We start from the raw sequence: 17,588 nt of genomic DNA, 5'->3' as shown, positions 1-17,588 counted from the left end.
TAAATTGTTAAAGAGCTTTACTTTTTTGAGACTTACCTCTCAAAGTGGACGGCCATTCTAGCGAATTAACATTCAGTGTCAAACACTTTTTGAAAATTAATTTCTTTCGAATTTTCGTCTTACTGATTACTGCTGAAGCCTTGTGGCGTCTGCCGTGTCAGTGAGGCGGCATTATAGAGAGACTCTGAAACTTGGCAACTACTTTTTCATAAAAATTGAATAAATAGGGGTTAACTGCCTAATAGTTCATCAAAACCAAAAAAAGAGAGCATTTCTGCTCTCTTTTTGAACGAATTAATACGCTTTTAGTTAGATAAATGCGTAGGCATCAGCATACATATGCTCGCGCTTCGCATCTTTTTTCTCAGTAAATTGCTCTCTTGCAGCGCCAGCCATTTCAAAACGACCTGCAATATAGATGTCGTAATCAGCTAAAGACTCAAAGTTATGGTTGATTGCTTCTAGCACATTCCCTGTTTGACCGCTCCATGCTGCTGGTGCGTCTTCTACTACTGGCACAAAATGAACATTGCTGTGCTTTTCTGCAATCTCAGTTAACTCTGCTTTCGCGTAAAGCTGGCGCTCATCTTTAGCACCCCAGTATAGGTGAATCTCTTTTTGACTATTCTGGGCGATACAGTGATCAAGAATAGAACGTACGTAACTGAAACCCGTACCACCAGCTACTAGCAATAGTGGACGATCGCTCTCTTCTTTTACCCAAGCGTCACCGTGAGGCGCATCAATAGCGATATCTCCATCTTCTGCTAGCGCTTTTTGCATAGCTTCTACTACTTCGAGTGCGTAAGCGTTATGTTCTGCAGCACCGATATGTAGCTCTAGTTCACCTTCGTGACGACAAGGGCTGCTCGCAATTGAGAATGGGCGCTTATCTTTCTCGCCCATCTCTACCATAAGGTATTGACCAGCTTTAAATGCTACTGGTGTTTCTGGGTGAAGTAGAATTTGGTACGTGTTACACGCCAATGGCTCGATAGACTTCACTTTACATTTAATTGTCATGCTATTCCTCTCACAGACCTTTAATCAGCAAAGGTCAGGACTAAATTACTTTCTGCTATTGCTTGGCAAGCGAATATCCACCCTTGTTGCTGCTCTTTCTCTGTAAGCATTGGCTCAAGGTGATAACTGACTTGCCCTTCTAGTTTTTTGCACATGCACATCGCACAAGCACCTATTTGGCAACGGTTGGGGAAGTTAATGTTGCTGTTGAGCGCAGCATCCAACACCGTTTGCCCTTTTTCTATATCGAAGGTGATATTTTCTGGATACAAGACTACTTGGTAGCTCATAAGATTCCTAGTTGTTCCCAGATACTATCAACTTTTTCGACAATCTTTGGATCTTTTGTAATGGGTGTGCCCCACTCGCGTCGACACTCTTGACCTTGAATCTTATTCGTCGCATCCAATCCCATACGAGACAGTGAAGATGGTTGTGATTCATAAATCGTATCGCGCGCCGGATCCATTCGCGTGGTGATCGCCCAGATAATATCGTTCCAATCACGAACATTAACGTCGCCATCACACACAATCACGAACTTGTTATCAGCAAACTGCTGCCAGATGGTTTCCATAACCTCTTTTGCATGATGCGCCTTCGCCTTCTCAATCGAAACCACGACCATACTGCTATTTTTATTTTGCAGATGGATATCGATGATTTCTGGATGAGCTTGCTTGATCTGTTTTAGCGCTTGCTCGCATACCGGCTTGTCTTCACTTACTGCAGAAGCTTCAGGAGACAGTTCAAGCTCAGCATCCCACTTCTTGGTGATATCCAGCCCCATCTTAGAACCTAAGCCAACAACTGGAGATGCAAAGTCGAGAGAATCAATAGGCGTGCTTTCTATCATCAATGTGTCACGCTTAGGGCTCATATGTTCCGCCATCGCTGCAGTGACTTCAGACCAATCACGTGCATTAACACTCTCATCGCATACCAGTACAAACTTGGTGTACATGAACTGACGTAAGAAAGACCATACCCCCATCATCACGCGCTTTGCATGACCCGGGTACTGTTTCTTCATGGTCACTACTGCCATTCGGTATGAACACCCTTCAGGCGGTAGGTAGAAATCCTCAATTTCAGGGAACTGCTTTTGCAGAATTGGCACGAACACTTCGTTCAGCGCAACACCTAATACTGCAGGCTCATCTGGCGGACGGCCTGTGTAGGTGCTGTGATAAATAGGGTCTTTACGCATCGTGATATGAGTAATGGTAAACACATGGTGTTTCTCTTTCTCATTGTAGTAACCCGTATGGTCACCGTATGGACCTTCATCAGCAAACTCGTTCGGGTCGATATAGCCTTCCATCACAATCTCTGCGCTGGCTGGCACTTCTAGATTATTGCTAATCGATTTAACCACTTCCGTTTTGCTACCACGCAGCAGACCAGCAAACGCGTACTCAGAGAGCGTATCTGGCACTGGTGTTACAGCTCCTAGTATGGTGGCAGGATCAGCACCAAAAGCAACTGATACTGGGAATGGCTTACCTGGATTTGTCTCCATCCAGTCTCGAAGATCGAGTGCTCCACCGCGATGCGCTAACCAACGCATGATAATCTTGTTCTTACCTATCTTCTGTTGACGATAGATACCCAAGTTTTGGCGTTTCTTGTTTGGCCCACGAGTAACGGTTAAACCCCAAGTTAATAGAGGCGCAACGTCATCTGCCCAGCAGCTCATTACAGGCACTTTATCAAGGTCAACCTCATCACCCTGCCACACAATCTCTTGGCACGGCGCTTTACGAAGGCGCTTGGCTGGCATGTTTAGGACTTGCTTAAAGACTGGGATTTTTTCTATCGCATCTTTAAAGCCTTTTGGCGGCTCTGGCTCTTTAAGATAAGCCAGTAGCTTACCGACTTCGCGTAACTCTTTAACGTCCTGACGCCCCATACCGATAGCGACACGCTCCGGCGTACCAAATAAGTTGGTCAACACAGGCATGTTATAGCCAATTGGGTTTTCAAATAGCAATGCAGGACCACCAGCACGTAATGTACGATCGCTGATCTCTGTCATTTCATAATCGGGGTCGACAGGGTGAGAAATGCGCTTTAGCTGACCAATCCCTTCTAGGTGATCAATAAAGTCGCGTAAATCCTTATAACTCATAGGGCTTCTAATGCTGATTAATCTGCAAGCAGTATAACAAAAAGGGGCATCCTGAGATCCCCCTTTTTAGTAAGGTTATTGCGAGGTAAAACCCAGTTACGGTAGCACTTGCTGGATTACAGAGCTTTTCACTTGTGGGTTATCGTTAACTAAGTCTTGTAGCCACCCCGTGTGACCTTGTTTAGCTAACTCACGTGCGACCAACGAAGCGTCGTCTGCTATCGCCATGCGAGAGACTAGAAATGCTTTTACCTCTTCCGAAAGTGGGTTCACTCTTGTGAGTAAGGTGATCGCTTCTTCTTTTAGGCGTGGGTTCTTAGTTGCTGCCATCACCTGCTCTAATGCGAAAGGTTCTTTGCTTTCAGCCAAACGTACTAGCTCTGCTTGACTATGATAGTCGGCTTTCATCTTCCACAGGATTTGGTAGACCTCAGGGTCTTCGCTGACTTGTGCCAAGCGTACCACCACTTCTGTTGATGGTAACCAACTCACGATTGGCGACTCGGTTAACTGTTTAGCTAGGTAATCAACCGCCTCTGGAGACAAACTATCGAGCTCACGAACTAACAATGCTTCTCGCGTTTGAACCTGATGCTCCGCTCCTGTTAGCCACGACTTTAAGTCGAGATCTTTCTTTTCAGCATTTAATACAAATACCAGGGTATTTTGGTCTTCGCGGAACTGTTTGATAAGACGATTGGCAATAGATGGGTAGTTAAATGCAGGAACCGTAAATTCGTAGCCATCACCACGCTCTAATACTTGATAGGTTGGCGTGATCGCTAATTGTTGCTCGATGAAGATCGACATTTTCGGTGTCAGCACAATCTGTTGCTGCTCTATCTTTTTGAGCAGTTGGTAGCGCGCGACTTCCTGCTGGGGAAAGGTAAGACGCTCAAGGGCAAAGCGCAATGAGTTCACTTCATCGCGCATCACTAACTCTAGAAACTCTGAGGTCTTTTGTTTTACTTGGTCATTCTCCAGCCATGTTTCGACTGTTTGAGGAGACATCTCTGTCGCGAACGATACGCTGACAGGTGTAAATAACAGTGAAATAGACAGGAGTATTGACGACAACAGTCCATGTTGCATTTTAACTTCCTTGTAACACTTTTGGTTATTCTGCAAGCTACTCGCCAAAAATGCAAATAAAAAGCGCTACCAGTGGCAGCGCTTCATAGTCGTTCTAGATAGCGATATCTAACTTATTGACGACGCATTGCGTCGAAGAACTCATCGTTAGTCTTCGTCATCGCTAGCTTGTCGATTAGGAATTCCATTGCATCGATTTCGCCCATTGGGTGAACAATCTTACGTAGGATCCACATCTTCTGCAGCTCATCGTTCTTCGTCAGTAGTTCTTCACGACGAGTACCAGAGCGGTTGAAGTCGATTGCAGGGAAGACACGCTTCTCAGCGATCTTACGGTTCAAGTGGATTTCCATGTTACCTGTACCCTTGAACTCTTCGTAGATAACTTCGTCCATCTTAGAGCCGGTATCAACCAGTGCAGTTGCTAGGATAGTTAAGCTACCACCCTCTTCTACGTTACGTGCAGCACCGAAGAAACGCTTAGGACGGTGTAGTGCGTTCGCATCCACACCACCAGTCAGTACTTTACCTGATGAAGGTACTACGGTGTTGTATGCACGTGCTAGACGAGTAATAGAGTCAAGTAGGATAACCACGTCTTTCTTGTGTTCAACAAGACGTTTCGCTTTCTCGATAACCATTTCTGCAACTTGTACGTGGCGAGATGCTGGCTCATCGAAAGTCGATGCAACTACTTCACCTTTAACTAGGCGTTGCATCTCGGTTACTTCTTCTGGACGCTCATCGATAAGAAGTACCATTAGCTCACACTCTGGGTGGTTGTGAGCAATGCTTTGTGCAATGTTCTGAAGCAACATTGTCTTACCCGCTTTAGGCGGAGCAACAATCAGACCACGCTGACCTTTACCAATTGGTGATGCAAGGTCAAGTACACGTGCTGTGATGTCTTCAGTAGAACCGTTACCGCGCTCCATAACCATACGCTCGTTAGCGTGTAGAGGGGTAAGGTTTTCAAATAGGATTTTGTTACGAGCGTTATCTGGTTTGTCGTGGTTTACCGTGTTTACTTTAAGCAGTGCAAAGTAACGTTCGCCATCTTTAGGTGGGCGAATCTTTCCGGCAATTGAGTCACCAGTACGTAGGTTGAAACGACGAATCTGACTTGGCGATACGTAAATGTCATCAGGACCAGCTAGGTATGAGCTGTCTGCGCTACGTAGGAAACCAAAACCGTCTTGCAGAATTTCTAGAACACCATCACCGAAGATGTCTTCACCACTTTTTGCATGTGCTTTAAGGATGGAGAAGATAATGTCCTGTTTTCTTAGACGAGCTAGGTTTTCTAGGCCTAGGCTTTCGCCAAGTTTAACAAGTTCAGATACAGGTCTGTTCTTCAGTTCTGTAAGATTCATTGTGGTGGATGCTTGTTTAGTCAAAATAAGATCTGTTTTCTAGTTAAGAGGGATTCGGTCACAGGATCGACCAAGAAGAGAAATTTGTTCAATTAACGTGCGATAAATTATCACTAAAACTAAGCCTAGTCTATAGCTTAGAAAAAACAAAACCGTGCATTTGTTAACTGCACGGTTTCTTTTTATTGCTTGCCTATTATAGGTTCGCGTCTAGGAACTCTTTCAGTTGAGTTTTAGACAGAGCACCAACTTTAGTTGCTGCTACGCCACCATCTTTGAAAAGAAGTAGCGTTGGAATACCACGGATACCAAACTTAGGTGGTGTACCCGCGTTTTGGTCGATATTCAGTTTACCGATAGTGAGCTTGCCTTCGTACTCGTCGGCGATTTCATCAAGAATCGGCGCAATCATTTTACATGGACCACACCATTCCGCCCAAAAATCAACAAGAACCGGGCCTGCAGCGTTGATTACGTCGTTATCAAAACCTTCATCAGTAAGCTGCAAAATCTTATCACTCATCTTCCACTCCAATGTGTTTTTTAGAACTGGTTGGATGATAACCAGTAAATAGATGCCCTATTGGAATGTATTTACTTTCGTATTGCAAGCTTAAGCTGATATTCTATAGCTATGAAAAAGACGCATATCACAGAGCAAAAGTTCGCCGATTTGGATTTAAACGCCCAAGTCATTAAAGGATTGGAGAAAAAAGGGTTCGAATATTGTACCCCGATTCAAGCCTTGGCGCTGCCGGTACTGCTCACCGGCCAAGACATCGCAGGCCAGGCCCAAACGGGCACTGGTAAAACGCTCGCGTTTCTTACTGCTACCTTTAACCACCTGCTAAATACACCTGAACACGAAGGTCGTAAGCCAAATCAGCCTCGTGCGATTATTATGGCTCCGACGCGCGAGCTAGCGATTCAGATCTTTAACGATGCTGAGCCTCTTATCGCGAGTACTGGTATTAAAGCGGCACTTGCCTACGGTGGCGAGAGCTACGATAAGCAGTTAGCTAAGCTAGAAGACGGTGTAGACGTTCTGATCGGTACTACTGGCCGTATCATCGACTTCTACAAGCAAAAGGTATTTAACCTGAACCACATCCAAGCCGTTGTTCTGGATGAAGCGGACCGCATGTTCGACCTTGGTTTCATTAAAGACATCCGTTTCTTGTTCCGTCGTATGCCTGAGCCAAAAGAGCGTTTGAACATGCTGTTCTCTGCGACGCTGTCTTACCGCGTACAAGAGTTGGCGTTCGAGCACATGCACAATCCTGAGCATGTTGTGGTTGAGCCTGAGCGTAAAACTGGTCACCGTATCAAAGAAGAGCTGTTCTACCCATCAAACGAACACAAGATGGCACTACTGCAAACTCTGATCGAAGAAGAGTGGCCTGAGCGTGCAATCATCTTTGCCAATACTAAGCACAAGTGTGAGTCTGTATGGGGCCACCTAGCAGCTGACGGTCACCGTGTTGGCCTACTAACGGGTGATGTACCTCAGAAGAAACGTGAAAAAATCCTTGAGCAATTCACTAAGGGTGAAGTTGACCTATTGGTTGCAACCGACGTTGCGGCACGTGGCCTACATATTCCTCAAGTAACTCACGTATTCAACTTCGATCTACCTGACGATTGTGAAGATTACGTTCACCGTATCGGCCGTACTGGCCGTGCTGGTGCAAGTGGTCACTCAATCAGCTTCGCTTGTGAAGATTACGCAATTAACCTTCCAACAATCGAAGAGTACATTGAGCACGCAATCCCAGTATCTGACTACGATGCTTCGGCACTTATTGAAGATCTGCCAGCACCATTGCGCCTGCGCACGCGTAACCCGCAACAGCGCCGCTCAAACAACGGTGGTTCTCGTAACGGCAACCGTAAGCCGAACCAAAACCGTCGTCCACGCCAGCCGCGTCATAACAAGGAAGCTTAAACGCCTATGACTCAAACAGTGTCACCCCCGCTATACGCTGCTATCGACCTCGGGTCGAACAGTTTTCATATGCTCGTTGTGCGTCATATCGATGGCAGCGTCCAAACCATGGCCAAGATTAAGCGCAAAGTTCGTTTAGCTGCCGGCTTAGATGAAAATAATGCTCTTAGCTTAGAGGCTATGCAGCGAGGTTGGGATTGTTTGAGTCTCTTTGCTGAGCGACTTCAAGATATTCCTACTGAGAACATCCGTATTGTGGGTACTGCTACTCTTCGTACCGCAACCAACGTGGAAATTTTCTTAGAGAAAGCGAACCAGATCCTTGGTCACGACATTAATGTTATCTCTGGTGAAGAAGAAGCTGCGACCATCTATAAAGGCGTAGCGCACACCTCCGGTGGTAGCGGTCGTCGTTTAGTGGTCGATATTGGTGGCGCGAGCACCGAGATGATCATCGGTGAAGGTTTCTCTGCCAAAGCACTGACTAGCCTTAAAATGGGCTGCGTGACATGGCTTGAGCGCCACTTTAAAGATCGCCAACTGACGGCAAGCAACTTCGAGCACGCAATTGATGCTGCTAAAGCGACACTAGAGCCAATCCTAGAGAGCTACACCAAGCTAGGTTGGGATGTGTGTGTAGGCGCGAGCGGCACAGTACAAGCTCTACAAGAAATCATGCTGGCGCAAGGTATGGATGAGGTTATCACTCATGCCAAGCTTAAGCGTCTGCAAAAGCAAGCGATGATCGCAGAACGTTTAGAAGAGCTAGAGATTGAAGGTCTAACTCTAGAGCGCGCTTTGGTATTCCCAAGTGGCCTTTCTATTCTGATTGCAATCTTTGAACTGCTTGAGATCGACTCAATGACACTGGCCGGTGGCGCACTGCGCGAAGGCCTAGCGTATGAGATGGTTGATGAGCTGCGCCAAGATGACATTCGTGCACGCACGATTGCGAGTGTTCAGTCTCGCTACCAGATGGATACTCAGTACGCTGAACAAGTTTCTCAGTTGGCTGAGTCTCTATACCAACAGGCTGGCAGCAGTGAATGGATTGCAGAGCCTCAAGCTCTCGTCATGCTACAAACCGCAGCCAAACTACACGAGATTGGCCTCACTATCGACTTTAAAAAGGGTGGTGAGCATAGTGCTTACTTACTTCAGCATCTCGATTTACCAGGCTTTACTCGTGCACAGAAGCACTTCCTTGGTGAGCTAAGTCGTCGTTACCGTGAGCAGTTAACATCACTGCCAGAACAACATGCAATTTCAGGCACCAGCGCTAAGCGTGTACTGCGCTTGTTGAGACTGGCTATTCTGTTAACTCACCGTCGTAACCCAGAACTAGAGCCAAAAGTGACGCTTGCTGCCGATGGCGACAACTTAACAGTGACCATCGATAAGCAGTGGCTTGCGAGTAATCCGCTTACCGCAGCCGAGCTAGAGATTGAGGCCAACCGTCAAACCGACATTGGTTGGCCACTGGCCATCGCTGAGTCATAACGGCTTAATTGCGATTTATACTAAAAAGGCCCTCACATAAGAGGGCCTTTTATTTATCTCAATTCATCGCTTCACCTAAGCGTTTACACCGGTAGCTTTAAAGCTAGGGTTAACCGCCGTCAATTTCTTCACGATATAATTCAGTAGTACGCCGTACATCGGTACGAACAGACCTAAGCTGATCACCAACTTAAAGCCATAGTCCACCAGAGCAATCTCGGTCCAATGTTCAGCCATAAATGGATCTGGGCTTTGGTAGAAAGCAATCGCAAAGAAAGCGATGGTATCAATTGCGTTACCGAATAAGGTTGAACATGTCGGTGCAATCCACCACTGTTTCAGTTGGCGCAGACGGTTAAATACGTGCACATCAAGAATCTGACCTAACAGGTACGCCATAAAGCTTGCTGCTGCGATACGAGCAACAAACAAGTTAAACTCGCCAAGCTGTGCAAAGCCTTGGAACTGGCCTTCAAAGAACACAACCGATAAGAAGTACGACACCGCTAGTGCAGGCAACATCACCAAGAAGATGATTTTACGCGCTAACTGAGCACCGAAAATACGTACGGTCAGGTCGGTCGCTAGGAAAATAAACGGGAAAGTGAACGCGCCCCATGTGGTATGCATACCGAAGATGGTAAAAGGCAGCTGAACAAGGTAGTTACTTGATGCAATAATGATCAGGTGGAATAGAACTAGCAGGGCTAGAGCTTTGCGCTGTTGCGCAGGCGTAAAGTTACTCATGCGGTACCTTTTTAGTTTGGTTTGGGGGTGAGGGAACCCAAATCGAGTGACTTATTCATTTATCATGAACAAGGCTCTTACCAATAATGTGAATAAAAAATCTGTTTAACTTTGCTCTATTGAGCGGCGGGCGATTATACATTAATCAATTTTGACTGCAATGAGAGGAATAAACGCAAACGTTTATCCCTAACATTTCTTCATTTCAGTAGTGATTCCGCGGGAGTAAAATTAGAAGCCGCGTTTAAACAGAGAAGCCAGATAATCGAATTCTTCTCGACTTGCTTCTGGGCTTAGAGACTCAAACCAGACTGACTCGCTGTAATGTTCAGACTTAAGAAACAACTGACACCCTTCAAAATCCACCAGCCAAGAGTGCATATCCGCATCCCACTGCTTTTCAATCACACTGGCAGAAAGCAGCGCAATTAGCTTCTCTCCTAACTCAGGAAAAGTGTCAAAGTCAAAGCTTGGCGTGGTAATAAGCAGTCGCCCTTCTTCAGCAAGATATTCTCTCAGTCCAAATTCCATTTTACTTCTCTATTTATAATTTTCGGGACGTTAACCGTGGTTGGTAATGTGTTCTTGAATCAAATCAAGGAACGGATCAGCATATTTATCGAGTTTACGCTGGCCAACACCGTTCACTGCAAGCATCTCACCGTAAGAGGTTGGCAAAATTTCCGCCATGTCGATCAGTGTGGCATCACTAAAGACAACGTAAGGCGGCAAGCCATCTTCATCGGCAATCGACTTGCGTAGCTTGCGTAGCTTAGCAAACAGCTTCTTATCGTAGTTCTTGCTGCTGAGTTTATCCGACTTCGCACTGCGTGCAGCAGTATCCAGACGTGGCACTGCCAATTCTAGCGTCATTTCTCCGCGTAGCAGCGGGCGCGCTTCTTCAGTCAGCTGCAACGTAGAATTACGGGTAATGTTTTGGAACAACAACCCTTTATGAATTAACTGACGGAAAATACTGATCCAGTAGTCATGGCTGTGGTCACGACCAATACCATAGGTAGAAAGCTTGTCATGCCCATTGTCTCGTACACGGATGTTCTGCATACCGCGCATCACTTCAACCACATAACCCATACCAAAAGATTGGTTTACTCGATACACGCATGAAAGGGCTTTTTGCGCCTCTTCTGTAGCATCAAAGTGCTTGGGTGGATCAAGGCAGATATCGCAGTTGCCACATGGCTTTTCACGATACTCACCAAAGTAGTTAAGCAGTACCTGACGACGACAGGTCTGAGCCTCAGCGAAAGCACTCATCGCATTGAGCTTATGAGTCTCTACCTGCTTTTGTGGCCCATCATCTTTCTCATCCAACATACGGCGTAGCCAACCCATATCTGCTGGGTCGTACAACATCATCGCTTCGGCAGGCAGACCATCACGCCCTGCTCGACCTGTCTCTTGGTAGTAAGATTCGATGTTTCTTGGGATGTCGAAGTGCACCACGAAACGCACGTTAGGTTTGTTGATGCCCATACCAAACGCCACGGTCGCTACGACTATCTGAATATCATCACGCTGAAACGCTTCTTGTACATAAGCGCGTTCATCTGTATCCATACCAGCGTGATAACCCGCAGCGCGAATGCCGTTGTTACACAGCTTCTCGGTGACCATCTCTACCTTCTTGCGGCTACCACAATAGATGATGCCACAATTACCGCGCTGGGTTTCTAGGTAGCGCACCACTTGAGAAACCGGTTTGTGCTTCTCTACCAGGTTATAGCGGATATTAGGGCGGTCAAAGCTGCCTAAGTAGGTGTGAGGATCCACCAGCTGCAAGCGCTGAATAATGTCTTTACGCGTCGCATCGTCCGCGGTTGCCGTCAATGCCATATAAGGGACATGAGGAAAATACTGCTTAAGCTGACCAAGTGATGCGTATTCGGGACGGAAGTCATGACCCCACTGCGAGATACAGTGTGCTTCATCCACTGCGATCATCGACAGCGGCAAGCCTTGCAGGCGTTCAATGAAATCACGCATCAATACACGCTCAGGTGAGACGTAAACCATCTTTAATTGGCCTGAGTTCATGCGATTGAAGACTGAAATGAGCTCTTCACGTGGCATTGAAGAGTTAATACACTCTGCCGCCACACCATTGGCCTTGAGTTGGTCCACTTGATCTTTCATGAGCGAAATTAGTGGCGAGATAACTAATGTGAGCCCCTCACGCACTAACGCGGGAATCTGATAACAGAGCGACTTACCACCACCAGTTGGCATGATCACCAGGCTATCTTGCCCGGACACCGCCATATCGATCACCTCTTGCTGACCATCTCTGAACTCTTGATAGCCGAACACCTCCTCAAGCACGCTTTGAGCGCTGATGGTGGTATTGGTGGTTTGTTCTGCAATCAAAGTAGCGGTCATTGGGTATCCTAATCGCGGGTTAAATAAGCTCGCTCAGCAGTAAAGCGAGGCGACACATTGTAGAGGGGAATGGTGGTGAATAAAACCGCAAATTATTAGGTGAAACGGTCTAACGCTCCTATACTGACCAACTCTCTTTATAAATCTTATTCATAAGCACTCTGTGCCAGAGATAATTCATGACACCAGAACAACAACAGCGTACACGCCAAGGTATTTTGCTTGCGATTGGTGCGTATACGATGTGGGGCATTGCGCCTATATATTTCAAATCGTTAAGTGAGGTTTCTCCGTTAGAGATCCTGAGTCACCGTGTAGTTTGGTCTTTTTTCTTACTCGCTTTTCTACTACACCTTGGCCGCAGCTGGCGAAATGTTCGCGACACACTGACCTCCAAGCCAAAAATGACTTATTTGGTTGCTACCTCTCTATTGGTTGGTGCCAACTGGTTAATCTTCATCTGGGCGGTCAACGCCAACCACATGCTCGACGCCAGTCTAGGGTATTACATAAACCCGTTAATTAATGTGGTACTTGGTATGATCTTTTTGGGCGAGCGTCTCAGAAAGCTGCAGTGGTTTGCGGTTGGCTTAGCCGCGATTGGTGTCTTGATTCAGATTGTCGCGTTCGGTTCTATCCCTGTGGTGGCGATTGCTCTCGCCTTCTCATTCGGCTTCTATGGCTTGTTAAGAAAGAAGGTCAGCCTCGAAGCACAGACCGGCCTATTTATTGAAACCTTAGTGATGCTACCTGCTGCGGCCATCTACCTGCTGTTTATCGCGGATAGCGCAACATCGGACTTAGCGGCGAACCCAATGACGCTCAACCTGCTGCTGATCGCTGCTGGTATCGTTACAACCTTACCTCTGCTGTGTTTTACTGGCGCTGCAACACGACTCAAGCTATCGACACTCGGCTTTTTCCAGTACATAGGCCCAAGCTTGATGTTCTTATTAGCGGTTCTCATATATGGCGAAGCGTTTACGACAGATAAAGCCATCACCTTTGCCTTTATTTGGGGCGCACTGGTGATCTTCAGCTTTGATGGACTGCGCCACAACAAAAAAAGCAAACGCACTCAACAGTGATGTGATCGTTTTTTACAAGACAATTTAGAAATACAGAGATAAGCTTGGTTGAATTGATGATAATTTAACCAAGCTTTCTTATACCATGGATAAAGTCCACTACTACTCAACACCCACTGAAGATATCAGTCTGATCCAAGCTCAATACCAAGAGTTTGCCTTTCAGCGCCACTATCATTTGGACTTTCACATTGGTTTGATTACCCAAGGACAGCAAAAATTCATCTATAAGGGTACTAGCCATCATGTGGGAGCGGGTCAGGTAGTAATCATGCCACCAGATGAGCTGCATGATGGTCACTCAAAACTAGATTCAGGCTATCAGGTAAGCGTGTTCTCAGTATCTCCTCAATGGTTTCAAGATCTTGCGGATCCCGACCAAAACGGTCACACATTGAGCTTTTCGGAGCTGATCCTTTCTGATCACGCCGCTTTTTCACAACTACGCAACTCGCATGGCTTGCTCATCAATCAAAATATCAGCCAACTCGCCCAAGACTGCCTCCCTTTTGAAGGATTTTCGATGATTGTGGATCGTTACGCCAAGTTTGGATCCAAAACCGAGACTCAACTAGGTAATCAATCTATCGAAACACTGAAAGAGTATTTAATGGCAAACCTAGACCAGCCAGTACGTTTAGAGCAGCTCTCTGAACTATGTGACTTATCAACCACGCAGTTCCAGCGCCACTTTAAGAACAAAATGGGCATTACACCTTATGCTTGGCTAAGTCGTTTGCGTATGGAGCAGAGCATGAGGCTCATCAAATCAGGTGTGTGTGGTACTGACGTGGCGCATCAAGTTGGTTTCTACGATCAAGCGCATTTCTCAAAGGCGTTCAAGACAACCTTTGGTGTCCCGCCTTCACAAATCAACTGAGTGTTGATTATTTACAATTGCTCTGTGTGAGATCTAGGTAAGCTACCCCATATACCAACAACAGTTAGAATCTAGCTAAGCGTTATCGAGATTAGACAATGAACGAAATCACCATCCTTATCACCCTAGCCTCTATCCACTTTATTGCTTTAATGAGCCCCGGTCCTGATTTTGCGCTTGTGGTCCAAAATGCCACACGTCACGGTAGGCAGACAGGCTTGTACATCGCGCTAGGTTTGTCGTGTGGGATTTTACTTCACTCATTACTGAGCTTGACGGGCATCAGCTACCTGGTCCACCAGCAACCAACTCTATTTGCGATTATCCAGTTAGCCGGTGGTAGCTACTTACTTTACTTGGGCTATGGTGCTCTCAAAGCAACATGGGCAACGATTCAAAGTCATGATGACGACAATCAAGCGCTCAACTCGAAAGATCTTATTCTAACCAACAAACGTGAAGCATTCTCTAAAGGCTTTGCCACTAACATCCTCAATCCAAAGGCGTTAGTGTTTTTTATCAGCTTGATGTCGAGCTTAGTTCCTGCAGATATGTCTCTGTCGGGCAAAGGCTTTGCGCTACTTATCTTGTTTGGTCTGTCGCTATTTTGGTTCTCACTATTGGCTTGGATGCTTTCAACCAAAGCACTTCAGAAAAAGCTGCATGAAGCGACAGTTTACATTGACGGTTTGTGTGGCGCGCTATTCAGCATGATAGGTTTAAGTATCTTATGGCAATCGGCTTCATCATTGATCGCCTAAATTAGAATCAAGATTACAATTCGTTAACAACGTACTGGCTAAATATCATTTCCACTGCCAATCTAGCTCTGCATATGAAAAGGAGAAGATCATGCAGTGGAAAACAAAACTAACAACCCTCGCCACTTCTACCCTACTTTTTGCCTCTCACGTCAGTTGGGCAAATCAAGCTGCCGATTCCGTCGCCCCAGAACAAAGTAGTGGTTTAGAAGCCAAGCAACTCGTCAAAGCCAACGATTGGATGGTCACAGCAGCCAACCCATTGGCAACACAAGCAGGCGCTGACGTACTTGCGCGTGGTGGTAACGCAGTAGACGCCATGGTTGCGGTGCAGCTAATGCTTGGCTTGGTTGAACCACAATCGTCTGGAATTGGTGGTGGTGCCTTCCTTGTCTATTTCGATAATGAAGCCAAACAGCTCAAGACCTATGATGGCCGTGAGACCGCGCCACTGGATGCAACCCCTCGCCTGTTCCAAGACGAAAATGGACAGCCGCTTAAATTTTATGATGCCGTTGTTGGTGGCCGATCGGTGGGTACACCGGGTACTGTTCAATTACTATGGGATACTCACCAGAAATACGGCAAGCTAGAGTGGGCATCACTGATAGAGCCCGTCGCTCAATTAGCCAAGAAAGGTTTTACTATCAGCCCACGCTTGGCAACGTTAATTGCCAATGACCAACAACGCCTCAGCCGTTTTGCTACGACGAAAGCCTACTTCTTTAATGCCGATAGCAGTCCAAAGACCGCTGGAACGCTTCTTAAAAACCCAGAGTATGCAGCAACACTAGAGGCCATAGCCAAAGACGGTGCCAAAGCGTTTTATCAGGGTGAGATCTCTGCTGATATCATCAACACGGTACAAACGGCGAAAGGCAATCCCGGTGTCTTGGCGCAAAAAGACTTCGACGCGTACTCTATCAAGCAGCGTGAACCAGTATGTTCCGCTTATGAGAGCTACGATATCTGTGGCATGGGACCACCAAGCTCAGGAGCGCTCACTGTCGGACAAATCTTAGCAATGACTGAGCAGTTTGATCTCAAATCTTGGGGACCAAACGATGAAAAATCTTGGCAAGTGTTAGCAGACGCTTCTCGCCTAGCCTTTGCAGACCGTGGTATGTACATGGCAGACCAAGATTACGTGCCAATGCCAACACAAGGGTTAGTAAATACTGACTACTTGAAAGAACGAGCACAGCTGATCACTGCAGGAAAAGCATTAGAAAGCGCGCCATCAGGTACGCCACCTTGGGATCACGCGATGCAAAGAAGCCAAGATATCTCGATTGAGCTTCCTTCCACCAGCCACTTCAATATCGTCGATAGCGATGGCAATGTCGTGTCCATGACCACGACGATTGAGAATGCGTTTGGCTCGCGCTTAATGGTGAGAGGCTTCCTACTTAATAATGAATTAACCGACTTCTCATTCAAAACTCATAACGATGGTAAGCCTATTGCTAACCGCCTAGAACCGGGCAAGCGTCCACGCTCTTCGATGGCGCCAACCATCATTATGCAAGATGACAAGCCTTACATGGCGATTGGCTCTCCGGGTGGCAGCCGCATAATAGGTTATGTTGCACAAGCAATCATCGCTCATACACAGTGGGATATGGATATTCAGCAAGCGATCAACCAACCACACTTCCTAAATCGTTTTGGTACCTTAGATATAGAAAAAGGCACCTCAGCCGAAAACTTCAAACCTGAGCTAGAAAAGATGGGATTTGAGGTCAATATTCGCGATCTTAACTCTGATTTACATGCTATTCGCATCACTAAAGATGGCTTAGAGGGGGCTGCCGACCCTCGCCGTGAAGGTGCAGCTATAGGTAAATAGTCGGTTATTACGCCTTTTTACTCACTGCCTTGTGAGAGATCTCTTACAAAGTAGTGAGTATATATCGATATTTAACTAAGAAAACTAGCAACAACAGAATCTAAACCATTGAAATAAAACAATACGTCTATTTTGACACCAATATTACTGTGAGAAATTTGAGTTTCGACCATTGCTGATAAATTGGGGATCGGTAATATGAATGGTGTCGGAAGGATGCTGACACGGAACAGGAAAACACCAAGGACTTGGTTATCTTCAGGATGAAGATTCGATTACTCAGGATGAATAATCGGCACGGATAGCGAAATTGGACATTGAATGGACGCAATAGTAACTAGGATGGTTGCTACTAAGGAAAGACAATGGACACCTCTGGACGAGGAAAGGACTGAACATCAGGATGATGTAAGGGACACCGCTCAAGGAACAAGTGACGCGCGCTAACGAGGATTGTTGGCAGATCAGGATAAGATCAAGGACACCGCTAGGAAGGCGACGAAAGGAATACGCTGAAGGATAACAGCACACTATCATGGATTAGATGCATGGAGCACACTTAGTAGCCGGATTGCTGCGAGTAAGACTATAGACCCCGATGAGCGCAAGCTCTCGGGGTTTTTCTTTATCTGCTGTTTATCGCCTTTCTGGGCACTCAACTTATACCAATCACAGTAAGTAAGTGATCAAAAATAGCGCAGGAAAAAGGCTTGAGAACAAGGCAGAATTTTTCGATAAGTAGTTATTCTACAATCAAAAATTATAACGCAGTTATCGAGCATTTTAACAAGCTAGGATG

15 protein-coding genes are annotated in these 17,588 nt (G+C 46.2%); 6 read left to right on the top strand and 9 right to left on the bottom strand.

Translation table 11 applies throughout. The annotated features are described in order from the left end of the window. Positions 1 to 309: 309 nt before the first annotated feature. The 6 genes from fre to trxA all read right to left on the bottom strand — a co-directional run bounded on the left by fre (position 310) and on the right by trxA (position 6,142). Positions 310 to 1,023, bottom strand: coding sequence for an NAD(P)H-flavin reductase (gene fre, locus KI743_RS06940; protein ID WP_150895980.1), 714 nt, complete (start codon positions 1,021 to 1,023; stop codon positions 310 to 312). Positions 1,024 to 1,043: 20 nt separating this feature from the next. Further along, positions 1,044 to 1,313 carry a 2Fe-2S iron-sulfur cluster-binding protein gene (locus KI743_RS06935; protein WP_285465708.1) on the bottom strand — a complete coding sequence of 90 codons (270 nt, stop codon included), beginning with the start codon at positions 1,311 to 1,313 and terminating at the stop codon, positions 1,044 to 1,046. Beyond that, positions 1,310 to 3,154 carry a 4-hydroxy-3-polyprenylbenzoate decarboxylase gene (gene ubiD, locus KI743_RS06930; RefSeq protein ID WP_285465705.1) on the bottom strand — a complete coding sequence of 615 codons (1,845 nt, stop codon included), beginning with the start codon at positions 3,152 to 3,154 and terminating at the stop codon, positions 1,310 to 1,312. Before ubiD ends, KI743_RS06935 begins: the two co-directional genes overlap by 4 nt. A 96-nt stretch (positions 3,155 to 3,250) precedes the next feature. Continuing rightward, positions 3,251 to 4,246 (bottom strand): hypothetical protein, encoded by a 996-nt coding sequence (locus tag KI743_RS06925; protein ID WP_285465703.1) that lies wholly within the window; start codon positions 4,244 to 4,246, stop codon positions 3,251 to 3,253. Between the two features lie 113 nt (positions 4,247 to 4,359). Continuing rightward, positions 4,360 to 5,619 (bottom strand): transcription termination factor Rho, encoded by a 1,260-nt coding sequence (rho, locus tag KI743_RS06920; RefSeq protein ID WP_032552271.1) that lies wholly within the window; start codon positions 5,617 to 5,619, stop codon positions 4,360 to 4,362. 196 nt (positions 5,620 to 5,815) lie between these two features. Further along, positions 5,816 to 6,142 (bottom strand): thioredoxin TrxA, encoded by a 327-nt coding sequence (gene trxA / locus KI743_RS06915; protein ID WP_032552270.1) that lies wholly within the window; start codon positions 6,140 to 6,142, stop codon positions 5,816 to 5,818. Between the two features lie 111 nt (positions 6,143 to 6,253). Between trxA and rhlB the strand changes: the two genes are divergently transcribed. Further along, positions 6,254 to 7,564: an ATP-dependent RNA helicase RhlB gene (rhlB, locus tag KI743_RS06910; protein ID WP_285465701.1), complete on the top strand. Its 1,311-nt coding sequence runs from the start codon at positions 6,254 to 6,256 to the stop codon at positions 7,562 to 7,564. 6 nt (positions 7,565 to 7,570) lie between these two features. Further along, entirely contained in the window at positions 7,571 to 9,064 is a 1,494-nt protein-coding gene (gene gppA / locus KI743_RS06905) for a guanosine-5'-triphosphate,3'-diphosphate diphosphatase (protein WP_285465699.1), read from the top strand. A 75-nt stretch (positions 9,065 to 9,139) separates the two neighbouring features. On the opposite strand, the gene KI743_RS06900 is transcribed toward gppA, so the two are convergent. The 3 genes from KI743_RS06900 to recQ form a co-directional block, all read right to left on the bottom strand. Beyond that, a complete protein-coding gene (locus KI743_RS06900) occupies positions 9,140 to 9,811 on the bottom strand; it encodes a 7-cyano-7-deazaguanine/7-aminomethyl-7-deazaguanine transporter (RefSeq protein ID WP_032552267.1) in 672 nt (223 codons plus the stop codon). Positions 9,812 to 10,042: 231 nt separating this feature from the next. Next, positions 10,043 to 10,342: a DUF3630 family protein gene (locus KI743_RS06895; RefSeq protein WP_150870696.1), complete on the bottom strand. Its 300-nt coding sequence runs from the start codon at positions 10,340 to 10,342 to the stop codon at positions 10,043 to 10,045. Between the two features lie 30 nt (positions 10,343 to 10,372). Beyond that, positions 10,373 to 12,211, bottom strand: a complete 1,839-nt coding sequence (gene recQ / locus KI743_RS06890) for an ATP-dependent DNA helicase RecQ (RefSeq protein ID WP_032552264.1) — start codon at positions 12,209 to 12,211, stop codon at positions 10,373 to 10,375. 179 nt (positions 12,212 to 12,390) lie between these two features. Here recQ and rarD point away from each other — a divergent pair, with 179 nt between their 5' ends. The 4 genes from rarD to ggt all read left to right on the top strand — a co-directional run bounded on the left by rarD (position 12,391) and on the right by ggt (position 16,789). Next, positions 12,391 to 13,299 (top strand): EamA family transporter RarD, encoded by a 909-nt coding sequence (gene rarD, locus KI743_RS06885; protein WP_150895985.1) that lies wholly within the window; start codon positions 12,391 to 12,393, stop codon positions 13,297 to 13,299. A gap of 85 nt (positions 13,300 to 13,384) precedes the next feature. Beyond that, entirely contained in the window at positions 13,385 to 14,179 is a 795-nt protein-coding gene (locus KI743_RS06880; protein ID WP_285465697.1) for an AraC family transcriptional regulator, read from the top strand. A 98-nt stretch (positions 14,180 to 14,277) separates the two neighbouring features. After that, positions 14,278 to 14,940, top strand: a complete 663-nt coding sequence (locus tag KI743_RS06875) for a LysE family translocator (RefSeq protein WP_032552261.1) — start codon at positions 14,278 to 14,280, stop codon at positions 14,938 to 14,940. 91 nt (positions 14,941 to 15,031) lie between these two features. Further along, positions 15,032 to 16,789, top strand: coding sequence for a gamma-glutamyltransferase (gene ggt / locus KI743_RS06870; RefSeq protein WP_285465696.1), 1,758 nt, complete (start codon positions 15,032 to 15,034; stop codon positions 16,787 to 16,789). The last annotated feature ends 799 nt before the right edge of the window (positions 16,790 to 17,588 follow it).

This window comes from Vibrio sp. D420a (assembly GCF_030248625.1).
Classification (GTDB): domain Bacteria; phylum Pseudomonadota; class Gammaproteobacteria; order Enterobacterales; family Vibrionaceae; genus Vibrio; species Vibrio fortis_A.
The sequence above is the reverse complement of the archived record's forward strand: the minus strand, read 5'-3'. Positions and strand labels throughout refer to the sequence as shown.

Excerpts from the sequence above, each read along its gene's own strand:
- ubiD (WP_285465705.1), bottom strand. The coding sequence starts at position 3,154 with ATGAGTTATAAGGATTTACGCGACTTTATTGATCACCTAGAAGGGATT.
- KI743_RS06935 (WP_285465708.1), bottom strand. The coding sequence starts at position 1,313 with ATGAGCTACCAAGTAGTCTTGTATCCAGAAAATATCACCTTCGATATA.
- rho (WP_032552271.1), bottom strand. The coding sequence starts at position 5,619 with ATGAATCTTACAGAACTGAAGAACAGACCTGTATCTGAACTTGTTAAA.
- ggt (WP_285465696.1), top strand. The coding sequence starts at position 15,032 with ATGCAGTGGAAAACAAAACTAACAACCCTCGCCACTTCTACCCTACTT.
- KI743_RS06925 (WP_285465703.1), bottom strand. The coding sequence starts at position 4,246 with ATGCAACATGGACTGTTGTCGTCAATACTCCTGTCTATTTCACTGTTA.
- KI743_RS06895 (WP_150870696.1), bottom strand. The coding sequence starts at position 10,342 with ATGGAATTTGGACTGAGAGAATATCTTGCTGAAGAAGGGCGACTGCTT.
- gppA (WP_285465699.1), top strand. The coding sequence starts at position 7,571 with ATGACTCAAACAGTGTCACCCCCGCTATACGCTGCTATCGACCTCGGG.
- trxA (WP_032552270.1), bottom strand. The coding sequence starts at position 6,142 with ATGAGTGATAAGATTTTGCAGCTTACTGATGAAGGTTTTGATAACGAC.
- fre (WP_150895980.1), bottom strand. The coding sequence starts at position 1,023 with ATGACAATTAAATGTAAAGTGAAGTCTATCGAGCCATTGGCGTGTAAC.
- recQ (WP_032552264.1), bottom strand. The coding sequence starts at position 12,211 with ATGACCGCTACTTTGATTGCAGAACAAACCACCAATACCACCATCAGC.
- KI743_RS06880 (WP_285465697.1), top strand. The coding sequence starts at position 13,385 with ATGGATAAAGTCCACTACTACTCAACACCCACTGAAGATATCAGTCTG.
- rhlB (WP_285465701.1), top strand. The coding sequence starts at position 6,254 with ATGAAAAAGACGCATATCACAGAGCAAAAGTTCGCCGATTTGGATTTA.
- KI743_RS06875 (WP_032552261.1), top strand. The coding sequence starts at position 14,278 with ATGAACGAAATCACCATCCTTATCACCCTAGCCTCTATCCACTTTATT.
- KI743_RS06900 (WP_032552267.1), bottom strand. The coding sequence starts at position 9,811 with ATGAGTAACTTTACGCCTGCGCAACAGCGCAAAGCTCTAGCCCTGCTA.
- rarD (WP_150895985.1), top strand. The coding sequence starts at position 12,391 with ATGACACCAGAACAACAACAGCGTACACGCCAAGGTATTTTGCTTGCG.